This is a genomic window from Nocardioides immobilis (assembly GCF_003515065.1).
In the GTDB taxonomy this organism is placed as follows: Bacteria; Actinomycetota; Actinomycetes; order Propionibacteriales; family Nocardioidaceae; genus Nocardioides; species Nocardioides immobilis.
Genome location: NZ_QXGH01000034.1, coordinates 39,644 through 64,657 on the forward strand (window position 1 = coordinate 39,644; position 25,014 = coordinate 64,657).

General features: G+C 70.5%; 22 protein-coding genes. 11 read left to right on the forward strand and 11 right to left on the reverse strand.

Annotation, left to right across the window (positions count from 1 at the left end; genetic code table 11):
• Positions 1-27: 27 nt before the first annotated feature.
• The 3 genes from tuf (at position 28) to trmB (ending at position 2,649) form a co-directional block, all read left to right on the forward strand.
• Complete coding sequence (gene tuf, locus D0Z08_RS25380; RefSeq protein WP_118928077.1) at positions 28-1,221, forward strand: elongation factor Tu; 1,194 nt, start codon at positions 28-30, stop codon at positions 1,219-1,221.
• Between the two features lie 295 nt (positions 1,222-1,516).
• Entirely contained in the window at positions 1,517-1,909 is a 393-nt protein-coding gene (locus D0Z08_RS25385) for a hypothetical protein (protein ID WP_220454343.1), read from the forward strand.
• On the forward strand, positions 1,906-2,649 hold the full coding sequence (gene trmB / locus D0Z08_RS25390; protein ID WP_245994479.1) for a tRNA (guanosine(46)-N7)-methyltransferase TrmB: 744 nt from the start codon (positions 1,906-1,908) through the stop codon (positions 2,647-2,649). Before D0Z08_RS25385 ends, trmB begins: the two co-directional genes overlap by 4 nt.
• Here trmB and D0Z08_RS25395 read toward each other — a convergent pair.
• A complete protein-coding gene (locus D0Z08_RS25395; RefSeq protein ID WP_118928078.1) occupies positions 2,621-3,358 on the reverse strand; it encodes a tetratricopeptide repeat protein in 738 nt (245 codons plus the stop codon). The genes trmB and D0Z08_RS25395 overlap by 29 nt on opposite strands.
• Positions 3,359-3,787: 429 nt before the next feature.
• Here D0Z08_RS25395 and phoH2 point away from each other — a divergent pair, with 429 nt between their 5' ends.
• The gene (gene phoH2 / locus D0Z08_RS25400; protein ID WP_220454346.1) at positions 3,788-5,068 is read left to right on the forward strand and encodes an RNA 5'-3' helicase PhoH2; all 1,281 of its coding nucleotides are present in this window, start codon (positions 3,788-3,790) and stop codon (positions 5,066-5,068) included.
• A gap of 81 nt (positions 5,069-5,149) precedes the next feature.
• Here phoH2 and D0Z08_RS25405 read toward each other — a convergent pair whose 3' ends face one another.
• Positions 5,150-6,100, reverse strand: coding sequence for a PDDEXK family nuclease (locus tag D0Z08_RS25405; RefSeq protein WP_118928080.1), 951 nt, complete (start codon positions 6,098-6,100; stop codon positions 5,150-5,152).
• 354 nt (positions 6,101-6,454) lie between these two features.
• On the opposite strand from D0Z08_RS25405, the gene D0Z08_RS25410 reads away from it, so the two are divergent.
• The 3 genes from D0Z08_RS25410 to D0Z08_RS25420 all read left to right on the forward strand — a co-directional run bounded on the left by D0Z08_RS25410 (position 6,455) and on the right by D0Z08_RS25420 (position 9,666).
• Entirely contained in the window at positions 6,455-7,123 is a 669-nt protein-coding gene (locus D0Z08_RS25410; RefSeq protein WP_245994481.1) for an aggregation-promoting factor C-terminal-like domain-containing protein, read from the forward strand.
• A 41-nt stretch (positions 7,124-7,164) separates the two neighbouring features.
• Positions 7,165-7,668, forward strand: a complete 504-nt coding sequence (locus D0Z08_RS25415; RefSeq protein WP_118928082.1) for an HIT family protein — start codon at positions 7,165-7,167, stop codon at positions 7,666-7,668.
• 126 nt (positions 7,669-7,794) lie between these two features.
• Positions 7,795-9,666, forward strand: coding sequence for a serine hydrolase (locus D0Z08_RS25420; protein ID WP_118928083.1), 1,872 nt, complete (start codon positions 7,795-7,797; stop codon positions 9,664-9,666).
• A 57-nt stretch (positions 9,667-9,723) separates the two neighbouring features.
• Here D0Z08_RS25420 and D0Z08_RS25425 read toward each other — a convergent pair whose 3' ends face one another.
• Positions 9,724-11,115: a class II fumarate hydratase gene (locus D0Z08_RS25425; protein ID WP_182481485.1), complete on the reverse strand. Its 1,392-nt coding sequence runs from the start codon at positions 11,113-11,115 to the stop codon at positions 9,724-9,726.
• A gap of 60 nt (positions 11,116-11,175) precedes the next feature.
• Here D0Z08_RS25425 and D0Z08_RS25430 point away from each other — a divergent pair, with 60 nt between their 5' ends.
• Together D0Z08_RS25430 and D0Z08_RS25435 are read left to right on the forward strand one after the other, a co-directional pair.
• The gene (locus tag D0Z08_RS25430; RefSeq protein ID WP_118928084.1) at positions 11,176-11,529 is read left to right on the forward strand and encodes an ArsR/SmtB family transcription factor; all 354 of its coding nucleotides are present in this window, start codon (positions 11,176-11,178) and stop codon (positions 11,527-11,529) included.
• Positions 11,526-12,044 (forward strand): SRPBCC family protein, encoded by a 519-nt coding sequence (locus tag D0Z08_RS25435; protein ID WP_118928085.1) that lies wholly within the window; start codon positions 11,526-11,528, stop codon positions 12,042-12,044. Before D0Z08_RS25430 ends, D0Z08_RS25435 begins: the two co-directional genes overlap by 4 nt.
• Before the next feature lie 10 nt (positions 12,045-12,054).
• On the opposite strand, the gene D0Z08_RS25440 is transcribed toward D0Z08_RS25435, so the two are convergent.
• The 5 genes from D0Z08_RS25440 to D0Z08_RS25460 all read right to left on the reverse strand — a co-directional run bounded on the left by D0Z08_RS25440 (position 12,055) and on the right by D0Z08_RS25460 (position 16,777).
• Complete coding sequence (locus D0Z08_RS25440; RefSeq protein WP_118928086.1) at positions 12,055-12,921, reverse strand: hypothetical protein; 867 nt, start codon at positions 12,919-12,921, stop codon at positions 12,055-12,057.
• Positions 12,918-13,409: a SigE family RNA polymerase sigma factor gene (locus D0Z08_RS25445; protein ID WP_118928087.1), complete on the reverse strand. Its 492-nt coding sequence runs from the start codon at positions 13,407-13,409 to the stop codon at positions 12,918-12,920. The genes D0Z08_RS25440 and D0Z08_RS25445 overlap by 4 nt, the downstream gene beginning before the upstream one ends.
• 101 nt (positions 13,410-13,510) lie before the next feature.
• Positions 13,511-14,542: a hypothetical protein gene (locus D0Z08_RS25450; RefSeq protein ID WP_147381538.1), complete on the reverse strand. Its 1,032-nt coding sequence runs from the start codon at positions 14,540-14,542 to the stop codon at positions 13,511-13,513.
• Between the two features lie 12 nt (positions 14,543-14,554).
• Positions 14,555-16,438 (reverse strand): hypothetical protein, encoded by a 1,884-nt coding sequence (locus D0Z08_RS25455; protein WP_118928089.1) that lies wholly within the window; start codon positions 16,436-16,438, stop codon positions 14,555-14,557.
• Positions 16,439-16,477: 39 nt separating this feature from the next.
• Positions 16,478-16,777 (reverse strand): TFIIB-type zinc ribbon-containing protein, encoded by a 300-nt coding sequence (locus tag D0Z08_RS25460; protein ID WP_118928090.1) that lies wholly within the window; start codon positions 16,775-16,777, stop codon positions 16,478-16,480.
• Positions 16,778-16,940: 163 nt separating this feature from the next.
• On the opposite strand from D0Z08_RS25460, the gene D0Z08_RS25465 reads away from it, so the two are divergent.
• Positions 16,941-18,407: an alkaline phosphatase PhoX gene (locus tag D0Z08_RS25465; RefSeq protein ID WP_245994483.1), complete on the forward strand. Its 1,467-nt coding sequence runs from the start codon at positions 16,941-16,943 to the stop codon at positions 18,405-18,407.
• An 11-nt stretch (positions 18,408-18,418) separates the two neighbouring features.
• Here the strand turns inward: D0Z08_RS25465 and D0Z08_RS25470 are convergent, their stop codons facing one another.
• The 3 genes from D0Z08_RS25470 to D0Z08_RS25480 all read right to left on the reverse strand — a co-directional run bounded on the left by D0Z08_RS25470 (position 18,419) and on the right by D0Z08_RS25480 (position 23,884).
• Positions 18,419-20,104 (reverse strand): fumarate hydratase, encoded by a 1,686-nt coding sequence (locus D0Z08_RS25470; RefSeq protein WP_118928092.1) that lies wholly within the window; start codon positions 20,102-20,104, stop codon positions 18,419-18,421.
• Positions 20,105-20,110: 6 nt separating this feature from the next.
• Entirely contained in the window at positions 20,111-23,317 is a 3,207-nt protein-coding gene (locus D0Z08_RS25475) for a putative bifunctional diguanylate cyclase/phosphodiesterase (RefSeq protein ID WP_118928093.1), read from the reverse strand.
• A 147-nt stretch (positions 23,318-23,464) separates the two neighbouring features.
• On the reverse strand, positions 23,465-23,884 hold the full coding sequence (locus D0Z08_RS25480) for a hypothetical protein (RefSeq protein WP_118928094.1): 420 nt from the start codon (positions 23,882-23,884) through the stop codon (positions 23,465-23,467).
• Between the two features lie 48 nt (positions 23,885-23,932).
• Here D0Z08_RS25480 and D0Z08_RS25485 point away from each other — a divergent pair, with 48 nt between their 5' ends.
• Complete coding sequence (locus tag D0Z08_RS25485; protein ID WP_118928095.1) at positions 23,933-25,009, forward strand: NAD(P)-binding domain-containing protein; 1,077 nt, start codon at positions 23,933-23,935, stop codon at positions 25,007-25,009.
• Positions 25,010-25,014 lie beyond the last annotated feature (5 nt).

Consider the following 25,014-nt stretch of genomic DNA (forward strand, 5'->3'; position numbering starts at 1 on the left):
AACACACCAAACCAGGAGGAGCCCCCAGTGGCTAAGGCGAAGTTCGAGCGGACCAAGCCGCACGTGAACATCGGGACCATCGGTCACATCGACCACGGCAAGACGACGCTGACCGCGGCGATCTCGAAGGTGCTGCACGACAAGTACCCGGACCTCAACGAGGCCTCGCCGTTCGACGCGATCGACAAGGCTCCCGAGGAGCGGCAGCGCGGCATCACGATCTCGATCGCTCACATCGAGTACCAGACCGAGGCGCGCCACTACGCGCACGTCGACTGCCCGGGTCACGCCGACTACATCAAGAACATGATCACCGGCGCGGCTCAGATGGACGGCGCGATCCTCGTGGTCGCCGCCACCGACGGCCCGATGCCGCAGACCCGTGAGCACGTGCTGCTCGCGCGCCAGGTCGGCGTGCCGGCCCTGGTGGTCGCGCTCAACAAGTGCGACATGGTCGACGACGAGGAGCTCATCGAGCTCGTCGAGATGGAGGTGCGCGAGCTCCTCTCCGAGTACGAGTTCCCGGGCGACGACGTCCCGGTCGTGCGCGTGGCTGCCTTCCCGGCGCTGAACGGCGACGCGAAGTGGGCCGAGTCGGTTGCCGAGCTGATGTCGGCGGTCGACGAGTACATCCCGACCCCCGAGCGCGACACCGAGAAGCCCTTCCTCATGCCCGTCGAGGACGTCTTCACGATCACCGGTCGTGGCACCGTGATCACGGGCCGCATCGAGCGGGGCATCGTGAAGGTCAACGAGGAGGTCGAGATCATCGGCATCCGCGAGGGCTCGCAGAAGTCCACCGTCACCGGTGTCGAGATGTTCCGCAAGCTGCTCGACGAGGGCCAGGCCGGTGAGAACGTCGGTCTGCTCCTCCGTGGCACCAAGCGCGAGGACGTCGAGCGCGGCATGGTCGTGATCAAGCCGGGCACGACCACCCCGCACACCAACTTCGACGCGTCGGTCTACATCCTGTCGAAGGAGGAGGGCGGCCGTCACACGCCGTTCTTCAACAACTACCGTCCGCAGTTCTACTTCCGGACGACCGACGTGACCGGCGTCGTGACCCTCCCCGAGGGCACCGAGATGGTCATGCCGGGCGACAACACCGAGATGGCCGTGGAGCTCATCCAGCCCATCGCGATGGAAGAGGGCCTGCGGTTCGCCATCCGTGAGGGTGGCCGCACCGTTGGTGCTGGTCGCGTCACCAAGATCACCAAGTGATCGACTGATCGTCTGATCGAACGCAGAGCCCCCCGAGCCGCCAGGCTCGGGGGGCTCTGCCGTTCGATGAGCCGTCCGGGCTCTTCTTGGGAGCCGAGTCGGCGCACCTTGTGCGCCGGCGCAGCGCCCCCTTCCGGAAGCTGCGCCGACTCGGCGAGCCCGCCAGCGGCGCGCATCCAGAGCGAACCTCGCGCGCCGTACAAGATGAGCCGACTCGGCGTTGTTCGGAGCCGGAGATGAGCCGACTCGGCGTCCTGTTTGTTTCCCCGGAAGCTCCGGATGGGAGGATTCGGGCATGAGCGAGCAGCCGCCGCAGGACCCCGACCCGGCGCCCCAGAACCAGGGGCTGGCGAACCAGCCGCCGCCGAACCCGTACCAGCCGTACGCGCCCGGCTACGGTCCGACCGGCTTGCCGATGTGGGCGCCCGACCACCCGCAGGCGACCACGGTGCTCCTGCTGGGGATCCTCGGGATGGCGGTCTGCCAGGTGGTGGCGCCGTTCGCGTGGGTGATGGGCTCGCGGGTGCGCAAGGAGATCGACGCGTCCGGCGGTCAGATCGGCGGCCGCAGCCAGGTTCAGATCGGCTACGTCCTCGGCATCGTCGGCAGCTGCCTGCTGGCCTTCTACGTCCTGGGCGGTCTCGCCTACATCGGCTTCGTGGTCGTCGTGATCGCCGCCGGCGCGTGACCGACGACCGGCGGGGAGTCACCCCGGCGCGCCCGCACCAGAAGCTGACCGAGGACGGTCGGCGGATGCGGGAGGTGCTCACCTACAGCAGGCGCGGCAGCCGGTTCACGCCGACGCAGGCCGCCGCCTGGGAGGCGTACCACGAGCAGTGGGTGATCCCGGACGAGGCGGTCGACGCCGAGGACTTCTCGCTGGACGCCTGGTTCGGGCGCGGCCCGGAGGACCGGGACGGGCTGATCGTCGAGATCGGCTCCGGCGTCGGTGAGGCGACCGCGGCGCTGGCGGCAGCGCGGCCGTCGTACGACGTGCTCGCCATCGAGGTCTGGCGTCCGGGGGTCGCGGCGACGCTCGGCCGGCTCGGGGAGGCCGGCGCCGCCAACGTGCGGCTGTGCAGCGTCGACGCGGTCTGGTCGCTGGAGCACCTGCTCGGACCGGAGAGCGTCGCCGAGCTGTGGACGTTCTTCCCCGACCCGTGGCACAAGAAGCGGCACCACAAGCGCCGGTTGGTGACGCCGGCGTTCGCGGCGCTGGCCGCGAGCCGACTCCGGCCGGGCGGGGTCTGGCGCCTGGCGACGGACTGGCAGGACTACGCCGAGCAGATGCTCGAGGTCCTGGACACCGAGCCCGCGCTCGACGGAGGCGTGGTCGAGCGGTGGGACGAGCGGCCGGTCACGAAGTTCGAGCGCAAGGGCGTCGCGGCCGGCCGGGCGATCACGGACCTGCGGTACCGCCGCCGCTGACGTCCTGGAGGAGCGCGATCTCCTCGTCGACGTACGGATCCTCCTCGCCGAGCGCGACCAGCTCGGCCTTGAGCGCCTGCTGGAGTGCGAGCGCCTCCTCGTGCCGGCCGAGGTTGCGCAGTGCCCAGGCGACCATCCAGCGGGCGACCCGGGTGCGACCGGTGTCGCCGATCCGCTCGCGAGCGGCCAGGGCGTCCTCGAACACGACCAGTGCGCGGCGGAAGTCACCATTGTCGGCGTGCGTCATGCCGAGGTTGTTGAGCAGGGAGGCGTCCCAGTCGCGGGCTCGGGGATCGGCGGACGCGGCGGCAACGGCGAGCGCGCGTTCGATGACCGCTTCCTGCTCGGCCGGGTCGCTCACCAGGGCCAGCATGTGCAGGGCGTCGACGCGCAGCTCGTCGAGCCCCGCGCGCTCGGCGACCTGCGCCGCCTCGACGAAGAACCGCCTAGCGTGGTCGGGATCCCCGGACGAGCGGTAGACCCGCCCCTGCTCGAGCAGCAGCCGGCACTCCACCTCCGCCGACCCGTCGGGCGGGAGGTCGTCGAGCACGGCGTGCGCGTCGTCGTACCGCTCCTGGAGGCCGAGCGCGCGTGCGAGCTGGGTCAGCAGGATCCCGCGCTGCTCGCCCTCGGCGGCCGCCGAGGCCGCGCGGAAGCGTTGCTCGGAGCCGGCCGGGTCGTCGAAGTCCCACAGGTCGCCTGGGTGCATGACGCCAGTGTGTCCTGCGCGCGGCCGATCCTTCGGAAGATTTCGGCCGCGTGACGTTCATCCGCCGTTGGGGCGTGTCGCAGAATCGACCGGCCGCAGCGGGGTAGTTTCACAGGCACTGGCGGGTGGGGAAGCCCGCTAGATCGGGAGGCCCGTTCGTGACCAACGACTGCATCACCCGTCGCGGGTGCCAGGGTCCTCCCTGCCGCGCGCACCGGGTGATCGGGCGCCGGCACTCCGGCGTTCGGGCCCGTGCGACTGCTCCGGCAACCGCTTCCTGGTCCGACTGCGAGGATTAGGACCGGGCGGGAGTGCGCGCGCGGTCTGATGAGGTGCGAAGTGCCCAACACAAAGTCCCGCGCCGCTGTCAGCCCTGACGCCACGCAAGCCGACCAGTCCACAGCTCCGGCCTCGGGTCGCCGGACCTACGTGCTCGACACCAGCGTGCTGCTCGCCGACCCCGGCGCGCTCCGCAGGTTCGCCGAGCACGAGGTGGTGCTGCCGGTGGTGGTGATCACCGAGCTGGAGGGCAAGCGGCATCACCCCGAGCTGGGGTACTTCGCCCGCAGCGCGCTGCGGATGCTCGACGAGATGCGGATCAGCCACGGCCGCCTCGACACGCCCGTCCCTGTGGGCGACGAGGGCGGCTCCTTGCGGGTCGAGCTCAACCACACCGACGCGGCGTCGCTGCCCTCCGGCTTCCGGTTGGGCGACAACGACACCCGGATCCTCGCGGTCGCCCGCAACCTCGCCGACGAGGGCTACGACGTCACCTTGGTCTCCAAGGACCTGCCGTTGCGGATCAAGGCGTCTGCGGTCGGGCTCGAGGCCCAGGAGTACCGCGGCGAGGCGATCAGCGACTCGGACACCGGCTACACGGGGATGGCCGAGCTCGACGTGGCGGCCGAGGAGCTCGACGAGCTGTACGACGACGGCTCCCTCGACCTGGAGGCGGTGCGCGACCTGCCCTGTCACCAGGGCCTGGTGCTGCTGTCCGACCGCGGTACGGCGCTCGGCCGGGTCGGTCCGGACAAGCAGGTCCACCTGGTGCGGGGTGACCGCGAGGCGTTCGGCATCCACGGCCGCTCCGCCGAGCAGCGGATCGCGCTGGAGATGCTGCTCGACCCGGAGGTCGGCATCGTGTCGCTCGGTGGCCGGGCGGGCACCGGCAAGTCGGCGCTCGCGCTGTGCGCGGGCCTGGAGGCGGTGATGGAGCGTCGCCAGCACAAGAAGGTCGTGGTGTTCCGTCCGCTCTTCGCGGTCGGCGGCCAGGAGCTCGGCTACCTGCCGGGGTCGGAGTCGGAGAAGATGTCGCCCTGGGCACAGGCGGTGTTCGACACGCTCGGTGCGCTCACCTCGCGCGACGTCATCGAGGAGGTCCTCGACCGCGGCATGCTCGAGGTGCTCCCGCTGACCCACATCCGGGGCCGGTCGCTGCACGACTCGTTCGTGATCGTCGACGAGGCCCAGTCGTTGGAGCGCAACGTCCTGCTGACCGTGCTCTCGCGGATCGGCGCCAACTCGAAGGTCGTGCTCACCCACGACGTCGCCCAGCGCGACAACCTGCGCGTCGGCCGCCACGACGGTGTGGTGGCGGTGGTCGAGAAGCTCAAGGGCCACCCGCTCTTCGCCCATGTCACGTTGACCCGGTCCGAGCGGTCGCCGATCGCGGCTCTTGTCACGGAGATGCTGGAGAACGTCGTCGTCTGAGCCGGCCGTTCCGCAACGTCATACGTCTCGCACCGCTGGCGGTGCGAGACGTATGACGTCCCGGGTGCGGGGCGGACCGATTCAAGCGGCGTTGCGGGCGGCGGAAGCGGAATCAAGCGCATCCGCGATCTGCTGGAAGAACTCGTCCGGCTGAAGTCGGAGGCCGAGGAGAGGCACTCCAAGGACGACGTCGCCCGCCATCGCGAGGGAGTTCTGACGCAGCGCATCGGCGACGACGTTCTCGGCCCAGGTGTGGTGGATCCCGTCGATCTCGACCACCACACCGAGCTCGGGCCAGTACAGATCGAGGTAGTTGCGCCCGCGACGGTCCTTGCGGAGCACCTGCCGGGCCGGCGGTGGGAGCCCGCGGCGGCGCAGCTCGCGAACGACATCGGCCTCGCTGAGTGTTCGAGCGCCACTGAGAAGGTCGTTGACAAGCGTGTGCAATAGGAGCCGCCGCTTGTCGCGATTGATGCGCAGGAGCTGTTCGCCGAGCTGCGCTGGCGTCGCCATGCCCTGCTGGACGGTCAGGGTCATCACGTAGCCGGCCTGCTTGTCCGTCTTCGCCCACAATGCGGCCCGGACGGCGGCGACCGCTGGTCGGGTGCGCGGGATGCCGGTCGGCGCAATATCGTCGGCGTGCCAGCGACGGGTCTGACGGATGTCGTAGCGACGGGTACGGCGCACCCGTGCTCCTCGGGGGACGGACACCCGGATCCGGTCGATGGTGAACCGCTCCAAACCGGATGCGAGGAGGGCCGCCGTACCGTCGAGCATTGCCCGCGGGCCAGCATGGAGGACGGCCGCCCAGCGGTGTCCTTCGGCTGTCAACGGACCGTTGTGCAGTGCCACCACCTGGCCGGTGACCTTGCGCCATCGTCGGGCTCGTAGATGACCGGTGATCTCCCAGCGGGGCACGCCTGCATCGATCAACTGGGCGCGGGACATCACCCCACCCTGCTCGCGGGCAAGCGCGAACACCGGCGCCCAGCACTCGTCGGCGAAGATTCTGGAGGGTCCGTTGTTGGGCATGGCGCAGAGACTGTGGCCCCTCACACGACGATGCGACCTCGCTCGTCGGCGCTTGTGGAGAGCTCGCGGCGAGACCGACGCTGTGGATGCCAACTGGCGCACCGCGGACGTCATACGTCTCGCACCGCCGGCGGTGCGAGACGTATGACGTTGCGCGTCGGGATGTGACGGGGGTGCAAGATTTGTGGTGGGTGTGACCCGTGTGACGAACGGGGTCACCTGCGCGGCCTATCCGGCGCGGGTCGGTTTGCGACTGCGAGTGAAGTCAGGCAGTGTGTCCCGCGTTGCCATCGCTCAGGTCTGTCGACCTGATCATCTCGGGGGGCAACCGTTCTCTGTCGTCGACCACGGATTGTGCCCTTGTCGAATCACGCGAAGCCTGCCCCCAAGCACCGCGGCAACCCCAAGCACGCACACCTGAAGGAAGCGCCGAAGAAGGCCGCACGCAACACCGTCGTCCTCTCCGGAGTGGCGCTCGCCGTCACCGGCATCACGATCGGCGGTGGCCTGCTCGGCAAGGGTGAGGCCAAGGCGCCGAGCGTCTCGGCGGACCTCGACGCCGCCGTCGGTGACCTCCGCTCCGAGGTCAACCCCGCTGACACCGGCGAGCGCCTGCCGGTGGTGTCCCGCAACGACCGCCGCGGCGCGGCGGACCCGAGCAAGCAGGCCGGCCTGGTCCAGAGCGAGGCGGCGGCGGTCACCGAGTCGGAGCAGCTCTCGCAGTCCGACCCGAGGGACATCGCCCGCGCCCTGATGGGCGACTTCGGCTTCGGCCAGGACCAGTTCGGCTGCCTCGACCTGCTCTGGACCCGCGAGTCCAACTGGAACGTCTACGCCGACAACCCGACCTCCTCGGCCTACGGCATCCCGCAGTCCCTGCCCGGCTCGAAGATGGCGTCGGCCGGCAGCGACTGGGCGACGAACCCGGTCACGCAGATCACCTGGGGCCTCGGCTACATCCAGGACCGCTACGGCAGCCCGTGCTCCGCCTGGGGCCACTCCCAGTCGGTTGGCTGGTACTGAGCCGGCGTGCGTCACCGGCCGCAGCAAGGCATCCTGAGCCGGTGAGCACCGAGGTCACCGACTTCCGTGCCGACCGGGTCGGCTCGGCTCTCGCGGGCACCAACCCGACCGTGCTCCGCCGGCTCCGCGCCGGCTTCGCCGTCATCGGCGACGTGCAGCACCTGCCGGGCTACTGCGTGCTGATCACGGACACGCCGGGCGTCGACCAGCTGATCGACCTGCCGGCGGACCAGCAGCTGCTGTTCCTCGAGGACATGGCGATCCTGGGCCGGGCCGTGGCGGAGGTGTGTGCCAGTCGCGACCCGCAGTTCCGGCGGATCAACCTGGAGATCCAGGGCAACACCGACGCCTTCCTGCACGCGCACGTCACGCCGCGCTACCACTGGGAGCCGCCGGAGATCGTGGGCTGGCCGCAGGCGCTGCACCACTGGACCAAGGCGATGACCGACCCGGCCACCCAGCAGCTCGGCCCGGAGCACGACGAGCTGCGGCACGAGCTCGGCGACGAGATCGACCGACAGCTGGCCCAGGCCCGCCTGCGATAGACCGCTCAGCGAATTAGCCAATATGGCGGATGCCGTCGCGGCCGCCCGGCCCTAGCGTCACCGGTAGCCCCGAGCCGTTCGGGGCCCGGTGCCTGGGGACGCCGGAGCTCCCGAAAGAAGCCCGCCATGAGAACGCACTCGCTCAACCGGACGGGGCGACGGCTGGTCGGAATGGTCGCGGTGGCATCGCTCGCCGCGGCCCTGCTGACCGGTACGCCGAACGCCCACGCCGTACCCACCCCGGATCCGGACCGCACCAGCACGACACCGACCTCGTGGGGGTGGCACACCAACGCGTCGACGAGCACGATCTCGTCGTACGTCGGCCAGGGCAACCGGATCATCGACCTGGAGCCGACCTCCGGGACGCCGACGTTCACGGTCTCGTACGCGAAGAACTCCGGCAGCTATGCGCGCACGTGGTGGTGGTACTACAACCTCACGGCGGCCCAGATCGGCAGCAAGGTCACCGAGCACAACGGCCGGATCATCGACATCGAGCAGTACTCCACGCCGAGCGGCGTGCGCTACGCCGTCGTCCTGGTGCACAACGTCGACCCTGCCAACAAGGCCTGGGGCTACCACATCAACGCCTCGCCGACGACCATCAGCTCGTACATCTCGTCGAACAACATGCGGATCATCGACATCGACCGCACGTCGGCCGGCGGGTTCAACGTCGTCTACATCTCCAACACGGGCGCCGACGCCAAGTCGTGGTGGTACTACTACGGCCGGACCTCCGCCCAGGTCAGCAGCCTGCTCCAGGCCAACCAGGCGCGGCTCATCGACATCGAGCGCAACAGCAACGGCACGTTCGACGTCGTCATGCAGCGGACCTCCGGTGAGGCCTGGTGGTGGTTGGTCGGCGTCACCCAGAAACAGGTGAGCGACTTCGCCGCGCAGACCGGGTCGCGGATCTACAAGGTCTCGTCCTTCGTCTCGGGCGGCACCCGCTACTACGACGCGCTCTTCATCGACAACGCCAACCCGGAGACCCGCCGCATCCGCAACGCGGTGTCCTCGGGCGCGATCGGGCAGTGGGGCTTCTACGCCAAGCGGGTCGGTGGCTCGCAGCTCGTCGGCCTCAACCACAGCACGAAGTTCGAGCCGGCCAGCATGATCAAGATCCTGCACGCCGTGCACATGATGCGGGACGTCCAGCTCAACTCCCCGACGATCAGCTCGAGCGTCACCTGGTACGCACACCCGAACTACCCCGCTCGCTACCAGGGCGACACCAACTACCTCCGCGACAAGAACGTGTGCGCCTATTCGGACACTGGGACGCTCCTCACCAGCAGGACGTACTCCGACTCGATGGGACTCATCATCGAGCAGATGCTGGAGTCGTCGGACAACCGGACCACGGACGCCGTCGTACGCCGCTACGGGTTCACCGCGCTCAACCAGACCAGGGTGCTCGCCGGTATGACCAACAGCGACCTCAACCACCGGATCGGGTGCCCGGGCGCGGCATCACCGCAGCCGCAGGAGCCCAACGTGCTGACACTCGTCGACGCCGGCAGGATCTGGGAGGGCATCGAGAGCCGGACTCTCCTGGACACCACGCACCGCACGCTGCTCTACAACCGGACGGGCGGATGGACAGGCGCGGGCGGTGCCCTGCGAACCATGATCCTTCAGGAGGCGGCCAACGCCGGCCTCACGAACGCGGAGGCGAATGCGTTCGCCGACGGCATCCGCCGGAAGGCGAAGGGCGGCGGCTACGGGTTCTGCCGCAACGGCGCCGTCTGCACCCAGCTGCGGATCATCAGCACCGACGGCGGGATCCTCTGGGTGCCGGTGAAGGGCCGAGGCGGCCTGATCGTCCCCAGGGCCTACGTCCACGGTCGGTTCATGGACACGCACGACACCTACGACTGCACGTCGTCCGACTACAACGAGGTCTGCCAGCCGGCGCTCAGCGACTTCACCTCGGAGATCGACCTCGAGGTGGTACGGACGATCGTCCGCGACGCCTTGAAGACCTACTGAGCAGGTTCGCGCGACCGTCCAGCCCCCGGCCTCGGCCGGGGGCTGGACGGCCTGCGGCTAGGGATGCGTCATGTCCTCGACGTCGAGCGCGGCGTCCAGCTGGTCGAGCGTGAGGTCGCCGCGGTCGACGTACCCCATCGCCAGGACGGTCTCGCGGATCGTCGCGCCGTCCGCCAGCGCCTGCTTGGCGATCTTCGCGGCGGCCTCGTAGCCGAGGTAGCGGTTCAGCGGGGTGACGACCGAGGGCGATGACTCGGCGTAGCGGCGCATCCGGTCGGCGTCGGCGGTGATCCCGTCGACGCAGCGGGTCGCGAGGGTCCGGGTGGAGGTCGACAGCAGCCGGATCGACTCCAGCACGTTGCGCGCCAGCACCGGCATCGCGACGTTGAGCTCGAAGCTGCCGCTCGCGCCGGCGACGGTCACCGCGGTGTCGTTGCCGATCACCTGCATGCAGACCATCAACGTGGCCTCCGGCAGCACCGGGTTGACCTTGCCCGGCATGATCGAGGACCCCGGCTGCAGGTCGGGGAGGTGGATCTCCGCGAGCCCGGTCGTCGGGCCGGAGCCCATCCAGCGCAGGTCGTTGCACACCTTGGTGAGGCCGACGGCGATCGTACGGAGCACCCCGCTGAGCTCCACGAGCGAGTCGCGGGTGCCCTGGGCCTCGAAGTGGTTGCGCGCCTCGGTGAAGGGCTCGCCGGTCTGCTCCGCGAGCGCCTCGATCGCCGCGGCCGCGAAGCCGGCGGGGGTGTTGATGCCGGTGCCGACGGCGGTGCCGCCGAGGGGGAGCTCCCGCACCCGGGGGAGTACGGCGTCGAGCCGCTCGACGCCGTACCGGATCGTCGCGGCGTAGCCCCCGAACTCCTGGCCCAGCGTGACCGGGGTGGCGTCCATCAGGTGGGTGCGGCCGGACTTCACCAGGTCGGCGAACTCGACCGCCTTGGCCTCCAGGGAGGTGGCCAGTACGTCGAGCGCCGGACGCAGGTCCTGGGTCACGCCGAGCGTGGCCGCCACGTGGATCGCCGTCGGGAAGGTGTCGTTGCTGGACTGACTGGCGTTGACGTGGTCGTTGGGGTGCACCTCGACGCCGGCGGCGGTGCTGAGGGACGCGATCACCTCGTTGGCGTTCATGTTCGAGCTGGTGCCGGAGCCGGTCTGGAAGACGTCGATCGGGAACTGGTCGTCGTGCCGGCCGTCGGCCACCTCGAGGGCGGCCGCCGCGATCGCTTCGGCGGTCGCGGTGGGCAGGACGTCGAGCCGCCCGTTCGCGGTGGCGGCAGCCGCCTTGACCGCTCCGAGCGCATGGACGAGCGCCGGCTCGATCGGCGTGCCGCTGATCGGGAAGTTCTCGATCGCGCGCTGGGTCTGCGCCTTCCACAGGGCGGTGGCGGGGACCCGCACCTCGCCCATCGAGTCGTGCTCCACACGATAGCCATCGGAATCACTCACGCCTCCGACGCTACCGGCTTCCGGTTGACAAAATGGTAACTAATCAGTTACCAATGACCCATGGATGCCTTCGCCGCGCTGGCCGACCCGATCCGTCGGGCGCTGCTGGTGCGGCTCGCTGCCGGACCGACTCGCGTGGTCGACCTGGCCGCAGAGCACGAGGTCAGCCGCCCGGCGATCAGCAAGCACCTGCGGCTGCTGACCGATGCGGGACTGGTCGAGGTCGAGGACCGCGGGCGCGAACGGCACTACCGGCTCGAACGGTCCGGCCTCCGCCCGGTGCGCGACCTCGTCGACGCTCTGGCGACGCCACCGCCGTTCTCGGAGCACGACCTCGACGCCCTCGAGCTGGAGGTCCGTCGAGCTGGCCGCGACCGTCGCGCCGGCCGCCACCAACAGGAGGAGACCGCATGATCATCCCGACCGCGACCGGCCGCAAGGAGATGCGGCACGGACGCCCCTACCTCGTGATGACCCGCCAGTTCCGGGCGCCCATCGAGGACGTCTGGGCGGCCGTCACGGAGTCGGACCGGCTCGCCCGGTGGATCGGCACCTGGTCCGGCGATCCCGCGGACGGCACGGTGCAGTTCCAGATGCGCTACGAGGGTGACGAGGCCTCCGCCGAGGAGTTCGTCATCGACGAGTGCGAGCCGCCGGCGCGCCTCGCGATCACGACCGAGGCGCCGTACGAGGAGGAGTCGGTGACCTGGCAGCTCGAGCTCGACCTCGCCGAGTCCGACGGTGTCACCACCCTGACCTTCGCCCAGTCCGTGCCCGACCCGGCGATGGCGCTGAGTGTCGGGCCGGGTTGGGAGTACTACCTCGACCGGATGGTGGCTGCCGAGAGCGGTGGCGACCCCGCCGAGATCGTCTTCGACGACTACTACCCGGCGCAGTCCGGCCACTACGAGGGCGAGTTCACCCCCTGACCCGCCGCGGTCAGGAGCCGCCCTGGACGGCGCAGCCCTGGCCGCCGTTGACGCTGCAGGTCCGGCCGTCGGGGACGTGGACGGTGATCGGGGCCGGCCGGTTCGCGTCCCACGCGTCGTGCCACGTGCCGGTCAGGTAGAACACCGTGTGGCCCGGCACCAGCGAGGTGTTGCTGACGGCCGTCCCGCTGAGGCCGCCCGGTGCCGTCCAGGTGATGTCGTCGTAGGTGCCGTCCACGAAGCCGTCGACCTTGAAGGTCGCCGTCGATCCGGGCTCGGCCCAAGGGTCACGGAAGCCGCCGGTCACCAGGAAGTCGCCGTCCTCGGCACCGGGCTGCCAAGCCCAGTGGTGCCGGTAGAGCTTTCCGTCGCGCTGGTAACCGCTCATCACGACGTCGACCATGGCGCCTTCGCCGGTCGTCGGGTCGGTGCCGCGGATGCGGACCGGGTAGAAGAGCTCGCGGCCGCCCCGCGGCAGCGCACCGATCACCCAGGGCTCGCCCGTGAGCTCGGCCCTCTCCACAGCCTGGGGCTCGTCGTCCCACAGGCAGATGATGACCCCGCACTCGTCCGGCGGCTGTACCGGGTTCCTGCCCTCCTGGCACTTCCAGTCGCAGCGCGGCGCCGCGGACGTCGCGGTGGATGGCGAGGCCGCCGGCGGTGCGTCGGTCCCGGAGTCGCCGGCACCGCCCGTCAGCAGCACGGTCGGTACGACGATGGCGGCCGCCGCCGCGAGCGCCGTACCGCCGATCAGCGAACGGCGTCGGGCGAGGCTCTGCCGGCCGGAGCCGATGAGCGCAGGAAGGTCGGGCGATCCCGCGTGGGCAGGATCGGCATCGACGATCCGGCGAAGCTCGAGGGTGTCGTGGTCGGTCATCGCGTCTCTCCCTGGGTGGTGGTGGACGAACGCAACCGGGCCAGTGCGCGGGACGCCGTGCTCTTCACGGTCCCGACCGAGATGCCGAGCCGCTCGGCGACCTCGGCCTCGGGGGCGTCGAAGTAGTAGCGCCACACGATGATCGTGCGTTCACGGGGAGACAGCGGGGCGAGCAGCTCGGTCAGCTCGCTGCGGTCGTCGATCGAGTCGTCGGCCGCGACCGCCCGGTCGGGATCGCGCTCGACCGGCACCGGTCGCCGTCGCCGCGTCCCGTCGATGTAGGCGTTGACCACGGCCCGGTGCACGTACGAGTACGCGTCGTCCTTGCGGACCCGGTGCCAGCGTGCGTAGGTCGCCGCGAGCGCCGTCTGGACCAGGTCGTCCGCCTCGTGCGCGTCGTGGCTGAGGAGGTAGGCCGCCCGGCGCAGCCGTGGCCACGCCGCGACGACGAACTCCTCGAACTCCTGGTCCCGCTGGCCTCGCCGCACCCGTCGCGTCCCTTCGTCCGCCCTGCTGTCTCACCCGTCCCTACGCAGCAAGGGGACGCGGGGTTGAGTGCGTCCGGCACCCGCGCTCGTCGGAACGCCGGTCAGCCGTCGCCGGGGCACGGGGCGTCGATGCCGAAGGGGATCAGCATCTCCTCGTCGATCTGCACCTCGCCGTACTCGCCGTAGCCCTCGGTGCCGTTGTTCTGCCAGCCCCAGAAGAGCTGCCGGCCGCCCTGGTCCTGGATGACGGCGTCGTAGGCCGTGTCGAGGAAGGGACAGCTGGTCGGCGTGCGGTCGACCTCCGTGTAGTCGCCCTCGTGCTCGGCGAGGAGCACGAGGAAGGCCTCGGTGTCGTCGCGGACCAGCTGCACACGCACCGTCTTGCCGGCCTCGGACATCTCGATCTCGTCGAGCAGGTCCTCGCTGCCCGGGGCGCCCGAGTCGCCGCCATCGCTGGTGGCCTGGTCGTCGGCCGTGTTGTCAGGGGAGTCGTCGTCGCGCAGGAAGAGGAGTGCGACGGCGACGATCGCGACCACGGCCAGCACCGCGACCGCGCCGAGCAGCAGCGGATTGGTACGCCGACCGCCGGGCCGGCCGGGCTCCGGCGCGGCTGCCGTCGGACGGTGCGGGTCTGGTGACGGCTCCTTGCCGGCCACCCGGGTGGCGTCGCCGAAGGCCGTCGGCGACGGACCGGCCCGGTCGACGGTGGGCCGGTGGGTCGGACCCGGATCGACGACGTCGGAGCCGGAACCGGTCGGCCGGTCGGGTGTGCTCAGCGAGTCCGGGACGGCGGGACGGGTGAGCACCAGGTCGGCGGGGATCGCGCCGGATGCGTGGGCGAGGACGGAGAGCGCCCACCGGGCGCCGTCGGACTCGCTCGTCCCGCGGTCCCGCGCCAGCAGGTCACCCTGCGCTGCGATGGAGGTCGCGGGGTCGGCGCCCAGCGCGAGCTGGTCCTTCAGGCGCTGCAGCGCGCCGGTGGCGATGGCGCCGACCAGCAGGCTCACCTCGCCGGTCGACGCGGAGCCTTCGGAGACGAAGTCGTCGAACGCGGCGCGGAAGGCGACCGGGTCGTCGAAGATCTGCGGACCGACCTGGGCGCGGAGGTCGGCGAGCTCGTCGTGCAGGGCCACGCCCACAGCATGTCAGAGCGGGAGGCCGCCGGTGTCCGCATAGGCCATCAGCCGCTCGGCCAGGTAGCCGCCGTCGTCGTCGGCCGACGTGGCCGTCCGGCCCTGGTCACCGGCGTTCGTGACGCCGTCTCCCGCGGCGTCGCACGGACAGGTCGTGTTGTGCCGGCCGCCGTCCACCCCGAAGACGATGCCCATCGCGCCGGCGTCACGCAGCGCGACGAGGTTGGCGAAGTCGTCGCCGGCGAGGATCCACTCGGCCCAGCTGTCCTGGAAGTGGAACTCGGAGTTGTCGAGGGTCCGGTAGACGGAGTTGCCGACCGGCACGTTGTCGAGGATGACCCGGGTGTCGGTGGCCGTGCTGATGCCCTCCACCCACGTCAGCAGCCGGTCGAAGAAGCGGTCGTCCGGGATGTACTGCTCGCCGCGGGAGCCGCCCTCGTCGTACACCATGATGTTGTCGAGGTAGTCGAACCGCGCGCCGAGCGTCGCGTAGGACTCGCCGAACGACGCGGCCCACTCCGCCGCCTGCGCCTCCGTGGGCAGGTCAGGGATGAAGTCGTTGTTGATCTGCCACGGCGAGACGGTCAGCCCGATCCGGACCTGCGGTGCCAGCTCGTCGCGGAGGGTGATCCAGGCCTGCGCCCAGCCGGCGAACGTGTCCGGGAGGCCGGCCAGCCCCTCGACGCCCGTCTCAGCGACCGCGAACGGGATGGTGGTGGCGTCCGGCGAGCCGGAGAGCAGCTCGCCGGCCACGTCCTGCTCGATGAGCAGCTCGACCGGCGCGCCGGCGCTGCCGAGCTCCCTCAGCAGGTCGCGGACGTTCGTCCAGTAGGTCGCCATCTCGTCGGTGTCCTGCACCAGGTCGAGCAGGTCACCGCCGCCGGCCTCCCCGCCGTCCTGGCCGGTCAGGCGGAGCGCGTAGTACTGCACCCGTGCGGGGATGCCGGCCGCGACCAGGTCACGAACCCGCGCGCCGGTCGGCTGCGGACCGGACTCGGCCTGGGCGTGGGGTGACTGCGGGTCGCCACCCGCGAAGACCTCGGTGGCCACCCCCTGGCCGAACCGCGCCGCGATCGACGACGTCAGCTCCGCAGGGAGCCGGACGGTGAACTCGAACGTCTGCGGGAACCCGGATGGCAGCGCGGGCAGGCCGCTCGGTGGGGCGGGCATGCTGGTTCCGCCGCTGCCCGCATCCTGTCCGGACTCGGTGCGTCCTGCCTCGTCCCGGGCCTCCTCCGGCTGGTCGCCGTCACCGAGCAGCACGACGCCGACGACCACGCCGACGGCGAGGGCCAGGAGGACGGCGATGATCGCGACGAGGCGGCCGCGGCCCTTGCCGCCGGACGGTGTCGTCGGGGGACCGGCCGGGGGCCGGGTCACGGTCGCGTCGGTCGCGGGCAGGGGCGCCGGTGTGGACGGGGACGCGGGCGGAGCCGGTACGTCGGCGCTCGGGCTGATGAACGTGCTCTCGAACCCGTCGGGGCTCAGCGCCGGCGGGGGTGCGGCCGCGGGCTCCGACTCGGCTTCCGTGGCAGCGGGCTTGCCGAGGGCGGACGGCCGGGTCGTGACCCGCCCGACGCCGGCCAGGCCGCGGGCGTATGCCAGGGCGGACAGCGCCCAGCGGGCGCCGTCGGTCTCCACCGTTCCCCGGTCACGGGACAGCCGCTCGGCCTCGAGCGCGATCGCTGTCGACGGGTCGGCGTGGATCTCGAGCTGCGCGACCAGACGCTGGAAGGAACCGGTCGCGATCGCGTCGACCAGCAGGCGTCGCTCGCCGGTCGTGGCCGCACCCTCAGGGACGAAGTCGTCGAACGCCCCCCGGAAGGTGTCCGCGTCATCGAAGACCTGGGGACCGACCTGCGTGAAGAGCTCGCGAAGCTCGTCCTGAAGCGGCACGCCAGCGATGCTACTCGCGGGCGACCCCCGCGGAATCGCTCAATCGAACAGTTCGCTGAGCCAGCTCTCCTTCTTGCGCTTCTTGTAGTAGCCCTGCTGCTGGGGCGGGTACTGCGGCGCGCGGCGGTCGTCGTACCGGTCGTACTGCGCCGGCTGGGGTGCCTGTGGCGCCTGCGGGGCGGGCGGTGCGACCGGCTGCTCCATCGACACGGACCGGTCGATGATCTTGTCGAGCTCGCCCCGGTCGAGCCACACGCCTCGGCACTCCGGGCAGTAGTCGATCTCGATCCCGCTCCGCTCGCTCATCACCAGCGTGGTCTCGTCGTTCGGGCAGCGCATCGGGTCTCCTCGTGCGTCGGGGGCTACTCCGTGTCCAACGTAGCCGGAGACGCGTGGGTTCCCGGTGCGGTGGGGTCCGCTGGGACCGTTGCCGGGTCGTCGGCCCCTGTCTAGTGTGAGTGGACTTGTCTGGATATCGAGCGCTCGGGAGCAACAGATGTCGATGGATCGCAGGACTCTGGTGAAGTCTGCCGCCGCATTCACCGCGGCCGGCCCGTTCGCGGGACTCGCGGTGTCGGACGCGGTCCAGGCGCCGCCGGAGGCCGCGGCGCTGGTGGCGGTGAGGGACAAGCGTGACGGTGTGGTCCGGCTGCATCTTCCCCGCGGGTTCAACTACCGCTCGTTCCACGACACGGAGGCTCCGGTGGTGCTCACCGACGGCACCCTCCTGCCGGGTCGCCACGACGGCATGGGCGCCTTCGCGGGGCCGGACGACAGCGTGATCCTCGTCCGCAACCACGAGGTCAACAACCCGCGCCCGGCGTTCGGCCCGACGGGCACGACCGCCCCGGCGCCGTACGACGCCATGGCCGGCGCGGGCACCACGACGGTGCAGGTCACCCGGCGCGGTCAGGTGATCCGTTCGTTCACCAGCCTCAACGGCACGATGATGAACTGCTCCGGCGGCCAGATGCCGTGGGGAGCCTGGGTCACCTGCGAGGAGACCGTCAACGGCCCCGACGTCGGCCCCGACTTCACCGGCGCCTCGAAGGTTCCGCTCACCCAGCCCCACGGCTACGTGTTCGAGGTGCCGGTCAGCCACCAGCCGGGCGAGGGGCAGTCCGCCCGCCAGCCGGTCCGCAGCGCGGGCCGGCTCGCCCACGAGGCCGTCTCGTTCGACCCGGAGGACGGCTACCTCTACCTCACGGAGGACAACTTCGCCTTCGCCTCGGGCTTCTACCGCTACCAGCCGCCGTCGCACCCGATGGAGGTCGGTCGGCTCGAGGACGGCGGCACGCTGCAGATGCTCAAGGTGGTCGGCATCGACAACGCCCACCTCGAGGGCGCGCAGCCGGCCGGCACGACGTACGACGTCGAGTGGGTCGACATCGCCGAGCCGGACGTGCTCTACCCCTACACCCCGGGCCAGACCGCCTCGACGCCCAACGACACCGCGATCATCCACGTCAGCAGCCAGGGCTGGGAGCAGGGCGCCGCCTTCTTCTCGCGGCTCGAGGGCCAGGTGTACGACGACGGCGTCGTCTACTTCACCTCGACCCAGGGCGGCGGCCTGCCCGAGCCGGGCTCCCACAACCCTGCCGGTTTCGGCCGCGGCTCGGGCCAGGTGTGGGCCTACGACACCCGCGCCCAGACGCTGCGCGTGGTGTTCCAGTCGTCGGGCCCGCTCGAGCTCGACCTGCCCGACAACATCACCACCTCGGCGGCCGGGACGCTGGTCGTGTGCGAGGACAACGTCAACGACAATTTCATCCGCGGGCTCTCGCCGGACGGCTCGATCTGGGACATCGCGCTCAACCGGCTGCGCAGTGCTGCCGGCGCCGACCGGAGCAACGACGAGTTCGCCGGGTCGACGTTCAGCCCCGACGGCCACACGCTGTTCGTGAACATCCAGGCCAGTGCCGGCATGACGTTCGCGATCTGGGGGCCGTGGCGCTCGATCGGGGTGTAGGCATTGCTGGACTACTCCGCCGAGCGCACCCGGATCCCACTGATCGGCACGTTCACCGCACCGGACGGGTCGGTGAAGAAGTCGTTGCCCTTGTCGTCGACGACGATGAAGGCGGGGAAGTCCTCGACCTCGATCTTCCAGACCGCCTCCATGCCGAGCTCGGGGTACTCCAGCACCTCGACCGACTTGATGCAGTCCTGGGCCAGGCGGGCGGCTGGCCCGCCGATCGAGCCGAGGTAGAAGCCGCCGTACTCCCCGCATGCCTCGGTCACCTGCTTGGACCGGTTGCCCTTCGCCAGCATCACCATCGAGCCGCCGGCCGCCTGGAAGCTCTTGACGTAGGAGTCCATCCGGCCGGCGGTGGTCGGACCGAACGAGCCGGACGCCATGCCGGACGGCGTCTTGGCCGGGCCGGCGTAGTAGACGGGGTGGTCCTTCAGGTACTGCGGCATCTCGTCGCCCGCGTCCAGGCGCTCCTGGATCTTGGCGTGGGCGATGTCGCGGGCCACGACGAGGGGGCCGGTGAGCGACAGCCGGGTCTTGACCGGGTGCTTCGAGAGCTCGGCCAGGATCTCGCTCATCGGCTGGGTGAGGTCGATCTTGACGACCTCGCCGCCCTGGATGAGGTGCTGCTCCTCGGTGTCGGGGAGGTAGTGCGCCGGGTCGGTCTCGAGCTGCTCGAGGAACACGCCCTCGGCGGTGATCTTGCCGAGCGCCTGGCGGTCGGCCGAGCACGAGACGGCGATCGCGACCGGGCAGCTGGCTCCGTGGCGGGGGAGCCGCACGACCCGGACGTCGTGGCAGAAGTACTTGCCGCCGAACTGGGCGCCGATGCCGAAGGACTGGGTCAGCTTGAAGACCTCCTCCTCCAGCTCCAGGTCGCGGAACCCGTGGGCATCCATCGAGCCCTCGGTCGGCAGGTTGTCGAGGTAGTGCGCGCTCGCGTACTTGGCCGTCTTCAGCGCGAACTCCGCGCTGGTGCCACCGATCACCACGGCAAGGTGGTACGGCGGGCACGCGGCGGTCCCGAGCGAGCGGATCTTCTCGTCCAGGAAGCTGAGCATCCGCTTGGGGTTGAGGATCGCCTTCGTCTCCTGGAACAGGAACGACTTGTTGGCCGAGCCGCCGCCCTTCGCCATGAAGAGGAACTTGTACTCCGGGGTGCCGTTCTTGGTGGGAGTTGAGTAGAGCTCGATCTGCGCCGGCAGGTTGGTGCCGGTGTTCTTCTCCTCGTACGTCGTCAGCGGTGCGAGCTGGCTGTAGCGGAGGTTGAGCTTGGTGTAGGCGTCGTAGACGCCCTGGGCGATCGCCTCCGCGTCGTCGCTGCCGGTGAGCACGCCCTCGGACTTCTTGCCCATGACGATCGCGGTGCCGGTGTCCTGGCACATGGGCAGTACGCCGCCCGCGGAGATGTTGACGTTCTTGAGCAGGTCGAGCGCGACGAAGCGGTCGTTGCCCGACGCCTCGGGGTCGTCGATGATCTTGCGCAGCTGCTGGAGGTGCGCGGGCCGCAGGTAGTGGCTGATGTCGTGCATCGCCTCGGCGGTCAGCTGCTGGATCGCCTCCGGGCTCACCTTGAGGAACGTCTGCCCGTCGACCTCGAAGGTCGAGACCCCCTCCGTCGTGATCAGCCGGTAAGGAGTGTCGTCCTTGCCGGTCGGGAGGAGGTCGGAGTACCGGAACTCAGCGTCAGCCACGAGAGATCAGGATACGCCGATCGACCGAGGGGTGTGTCCGGAGACCACGACGGGGGACTGCGTGCGGATGAACGTCTCGATTTCCGCCGGGGGCAGTGCCGTCGAGTAGAGGAAGCCCTGTGCGGAGCCGCAACCCAGCCGGAGCAACGTCGTGCGCTGCTGCTCGGTCTCCACGCCCTCGGCCACGAGGTCGAAGCCGAAGGTCTCCCCGAGGCGGATGATCGCCTCGACCAAGGCCTCGTCGTCGGGGGAGTGGCCGAGTCCCGCGACGAAGCTGCGGTCGATCTTCAGGGTGCTCACCGGGAACCTCCGCAGGTAGCCGAGAGCGGCGTAGCCGGTGCCGAAGTCGTCGACGGCGAGACGTACGCCGAGCTCGTGCAGCTCGGTCATCGCCAGGCTGATCCTCGGGTCCCGGCCGGCGAGGATGCGTTCGGTGATCTCCAGGACGAGGGCTCCGGCCGGGAGGTCGTGCCGCTCGAGTGCGGAGACCACCGTGCTGACGAAGCCGGGTTGGGCGAACTCCCGCGGGGTGACGTTGACGTTCATCCTGAGGCCGCCACCCGTCGGTGAGCTCCGCTGCCACTCGGCCGCCTGGGCGATCGCTCGGTCGATGACCCATTCCCCGACGGCGACGGCGAGGTCGCTCTCCTCCACGACGGCGATGAAGTCACTGGGCATCAGCAGTCCGCGCTCGGGGTGCTGCCACCGCAGCAGGGCCTCCACGCCGATCACGGCGCCGGTCTCGAGCGCCACCACCGGCTGGTAGTGCAGCACGAGCTCGTCCCGTGCGATGGCCCGGCCGAGCTCGCGCGCCGTACGGGCGCGCAGCTCCATGATGTCGATCAGCTCCGGGCGGAACAGCTGTGCCACGCCCTTGCCGGCGTCCTTCGCGGCGTACATCGCGAGGTCCGCCTGGAGCAGCAGCTCCGACGCGTGCGCGCCGAAGGTGTTGGTGGTGACGCCGACGCTCGCCCCGGCAGTGACCACCTCGCCGGCGATGTCGAACGGCACGCTGAGGTGCCGGATCAAGCGCTCGGCGATCTCGCGGGCCTCCTTCTCGCTCTTCAGCCCCGTGGCGAGGATGGCGAACTCGTCGCCACCGAGACGTGCACAGGAGTCCAGCGGGCGCAGCACGGTCTGCAGTCTCCGGGCGACATGGCTCAGTAGCGCGTCCCCAGCGGCGTGCCCGCGGGTGTCGTTGATGACCTTGAAGTCGTCGAGGTCGATGAGGATCACGGCCAGCTCCACCTCGTTCCGCCCCGTACGCGAGAGGGCGCGCTCGACCCGGTCGAGGAACATGGTCCGGTTGGGCAGCTGGGTCAGCGAGTCGTGGTAGGCCTGGAACTGCAGGTCGCTCTCGAGCCTGCGCCGCTCGGTGATGTCGTGGAGCGTGACCACGACGCCGCCGAGGCTCGGGTCGTCCATCAGGTTGCGGCACGAGACCTCGAACTGGCGGATATCACCCGCAGCGTCCGGGATGCGCCACTCGTCGGCCGGCTCGACACCGGCCTCCACCCCCCGTTTCAGCACGCGGTCGAGCAGGTTGCGGGCTGCCTTCGCGTCGCCATGGGCCACCATCGAGTCGATGGGCCGGTCCCTCGACTCCGATGCGTCCCAGCCGAGCACCGCTGTGGCCGAGGGTGTGGCGTACCGCAACCGCAGCCGTCGGTCGACCACGAGGATGATGTCGGCGGCGTTCTGGAACAACGACCGGTAGTGTGCCTCGCTCCTGCGCTCGGCGACCTGCTCGGTGAGCTCGATACTGTCGAGCGCGAGCACCATCTGCGACGCCAGGCTGCAGATCGGGTCGACGCTCTCCGGGCGGTCGACCGATGGCCCGCTGATCACCAGCAGTCCGCTGATCTGCTCGTCCCGGATCATCGCGGCGAGCAGGACGGTCGCCTCCGGGCCCAGCGCTGCGGCGAACGCCGGACCACAGTCGGCCGCAGACGTGAGGACGAACTGCTGCCGGCGCAGCTCACCCTCGTGCCGTTGCAGCAGCTGGTCGAGGGACTCGTCCTTCGACTCCTCGTCCCCGGCGGAGTCGAACACCAGCCGCAGGGGCGACCCGGTGGCGACGAGCAGCCGGGTCGGAGGGCGGGTGATCTCGCCGATCGCGGTGAGGGCGACGTGGAACACCGTGTCCGGGTCCGAGGCGGCCACGAGCGCTTCGCCCGTGCGCCGCATGGAGGTCTCGCGGTGCGCGGCGCGACTCGCCGTGTGAACGAGCCCGGTGAAGCGGAGGGACACCAGCAGGAAGAGAACGGCCGAGCCCGCTGCGGTGACCGGCAGGTCGGCGGTCCCCTGCGAGATGCCCCAGATCTGCAGACCGGGTACGGCGAGCGGGATGAGCGTGAAGAAGAGCAATCTGCGGGGCGACGATGTGGGCGATTTCGGCCGCACGGGATCGGTGAGTCGCGTCATGTCCGGGGACAGCGCGGCAGCTCCCCAGGCGCCGTAGAAGAGCACCCAGCCCAGGTCCAGGACGCCGCCGGTGGACCAGGTCCCGTTCAGCTGGCCGAGACCGTAGACGACGTCGGAGGCGAGCAGGCCCACCGTGCCGATGCTGAGCAGCCACAGCGACCGTGGACGACGATCACCCCCGATCATCAGTCGTGCCAGCACGGCGAGGATCATCACGTCGCCCAGCGGGTAGCCGATCGAGACCGCCTTCTGGAGCCAGGTGAGCGTGGGGTCCTGCACGTAGGGTTCGACCAGGTAGACCCACACCAGGAGCCCGACGGCCACGGTGACGATGGCCGCGTCGATGACCGCGGCCTTGTCGCCGAGAGGGGTGGTCAGCCGGACCAGCACCAGCAGCCCGCCCGCGATCAGGGGGTACATCGCCAGGTAGATCGCGTCCGCGGCGGAGGGGAACGGGTTCTCCTCCCCGAGCACGCTGGCCATCACGTCGTAGGTGGTGTCGCCGAGCATCAGCGCCGCCACCCCGGCGCTTGCCAGCCACCACGGCAGCTGGCGGCGGGGTCGGTTCACCCTGATGCCCACCACGAGGCCGACGAGTGACAGCAGGCCGATGGCGGCCCACAGGTAGCGAGGTGGCTCGGGCAGCGCGATGTACACCGCGTACAGCGGCGCCGCCACCATCAGGTAGAGGCGGAGCCAGGGTCGGGGCGTCGATCGCCCGGGGAGCGAGTCCCCGTGCTGATCAGGCCCTCGTTCGGAAACGAGGGGCGCCATCGCCAGTTCGGCCATCGTCTTTCCCCTGCGGTCGTCGGTCCGTGGTCTTACCCCCGTTCACCATCGGTGACAGAGCGCACGAGGGCGACCTTTCCCGCAGACCAAGGCCCCTTTGTTTCCTCGATCCAGTCAGGAAGAGCCTGACGGTCTGGTCATTTCGGGCTAGAGATCCGTGTCAGGGCGTGGCGGGGCGCCGCGCGGCCGGCGCCGTACGGCGAACCAGGCCGCGCCGGCCGCAGCCACGGCCAGGAGCAGCCAGATCGACCAGGCCAACCAGGGCGGCTCCGTGCTGGCCACCTGGTCCCCGTCGGTCCAGATCGTCGTCTCCTCGAACGCCTGGAACCGCTTGCCACACAGCTGGTGCCAGGCCGTGTGGCGCTCGCCGTCGCGGTCCCAGCTGAAGCCGTACCGCCACTCGTCGCCGATCAGGCAGTGCCCGGACTCCCCGACAGCGACCACCCGGGCATCCGTCTTCTCGGTCCGGAACAAGACGTGGGAGACCCCGCCCAGCAACGGCACCGAGGCGACGACGATCGCGAGGAACACCGCAGCGACGACAGCCAGGGTGCGGGTCCGGGTCATGGCTGACTTTCTACGGCATACCTGCCGCGCCATCGTTGTTCCCCTCTCATGCATGTGTCCGACTCCCTCGTGATCGGTGCCGGCCAGGCCGGTCTGTCGGCGTCGTACCACCTCCGCCGGCTCGGCCTCGACCACGTGGTGCTCGACGCGGACCCGGACCCGGGCGGTGCGTGGCGGCACCGCTGGGACTCGCTCACGATGGACGACGTCCACGGAGTCGCCGACCTGCCGGACTCGGCCGCGCCGGGTCGTGGCGGCGATCGCGCCAACGCGGTGATCCCGGACTGGTTCGGCGACTACGAGCGCGCGCACGACCTGCCGGTGCTCCGGCCGGTGCGCGTCGACCGGGTCGAGAGCGTCGGTGACCTGCTCGTGGTCCGCGCCGGCGACCGCTCCTGGACGACCCGCACCCTGGTCAACGCGACCGGCACCTGGACCCAGCCGTTCGTGCCGTACTACCCCGGGGGCGACACCTTCCGTGGCGAGCAGCTGCACACGGTCGACTACCCGGGGCCGGAGCACTTCGAAGGCAAGCGGGTCCTGGTCGTCGGGGGCGGCGCGTCGGCGGTCCAGTTCCTCGGCGAGCTCGCGCCGCGCACGGACGTGCTGTGGGTGACCCGGCGGGAGCCGGTGTGGCGGGAGGAGTGGGACGCGCAGGCCGGCCGCGACGCGATCGCCCTCGTCGAGAAGCGGGTGCGCGCGGGCCTGCCGCCGGCGAGCGTCGTCAGCGTCACCGGGCTCGGGCTGCGGCCGCAGGAGCAGGAGGCTGCCCGGCTCGGCGTGTACGACGCGCGGCGGCCGATGTTCGCCCGGATCGAGCCGGACGGCGTCCGGTGGTCCGATGGCTCGTTCGAGCCCGTCGACGTGATCCTCTGGGCCACCGGGTTCCGCCCAGCGGTGAGCCACCTGGCGCCCTTGCGCCTGCGCAGCACGCACGGTGGCATCCCGCTGCTGTCGATCGGCAAGGACGTGCAGACCGCGGTCACCGCGGCTGCCGACCCCCGGGTGCAGCTGGTCGGCTACGGGCCGTCGGCGAGCACGATCGGCGGCAACAGAGCCGGACGCGCGGCGGCGATCGCCGTACTCCGCTATCTGCGGGAGCAGGAGCAGGCCGCAGCGGGCTGATCCAG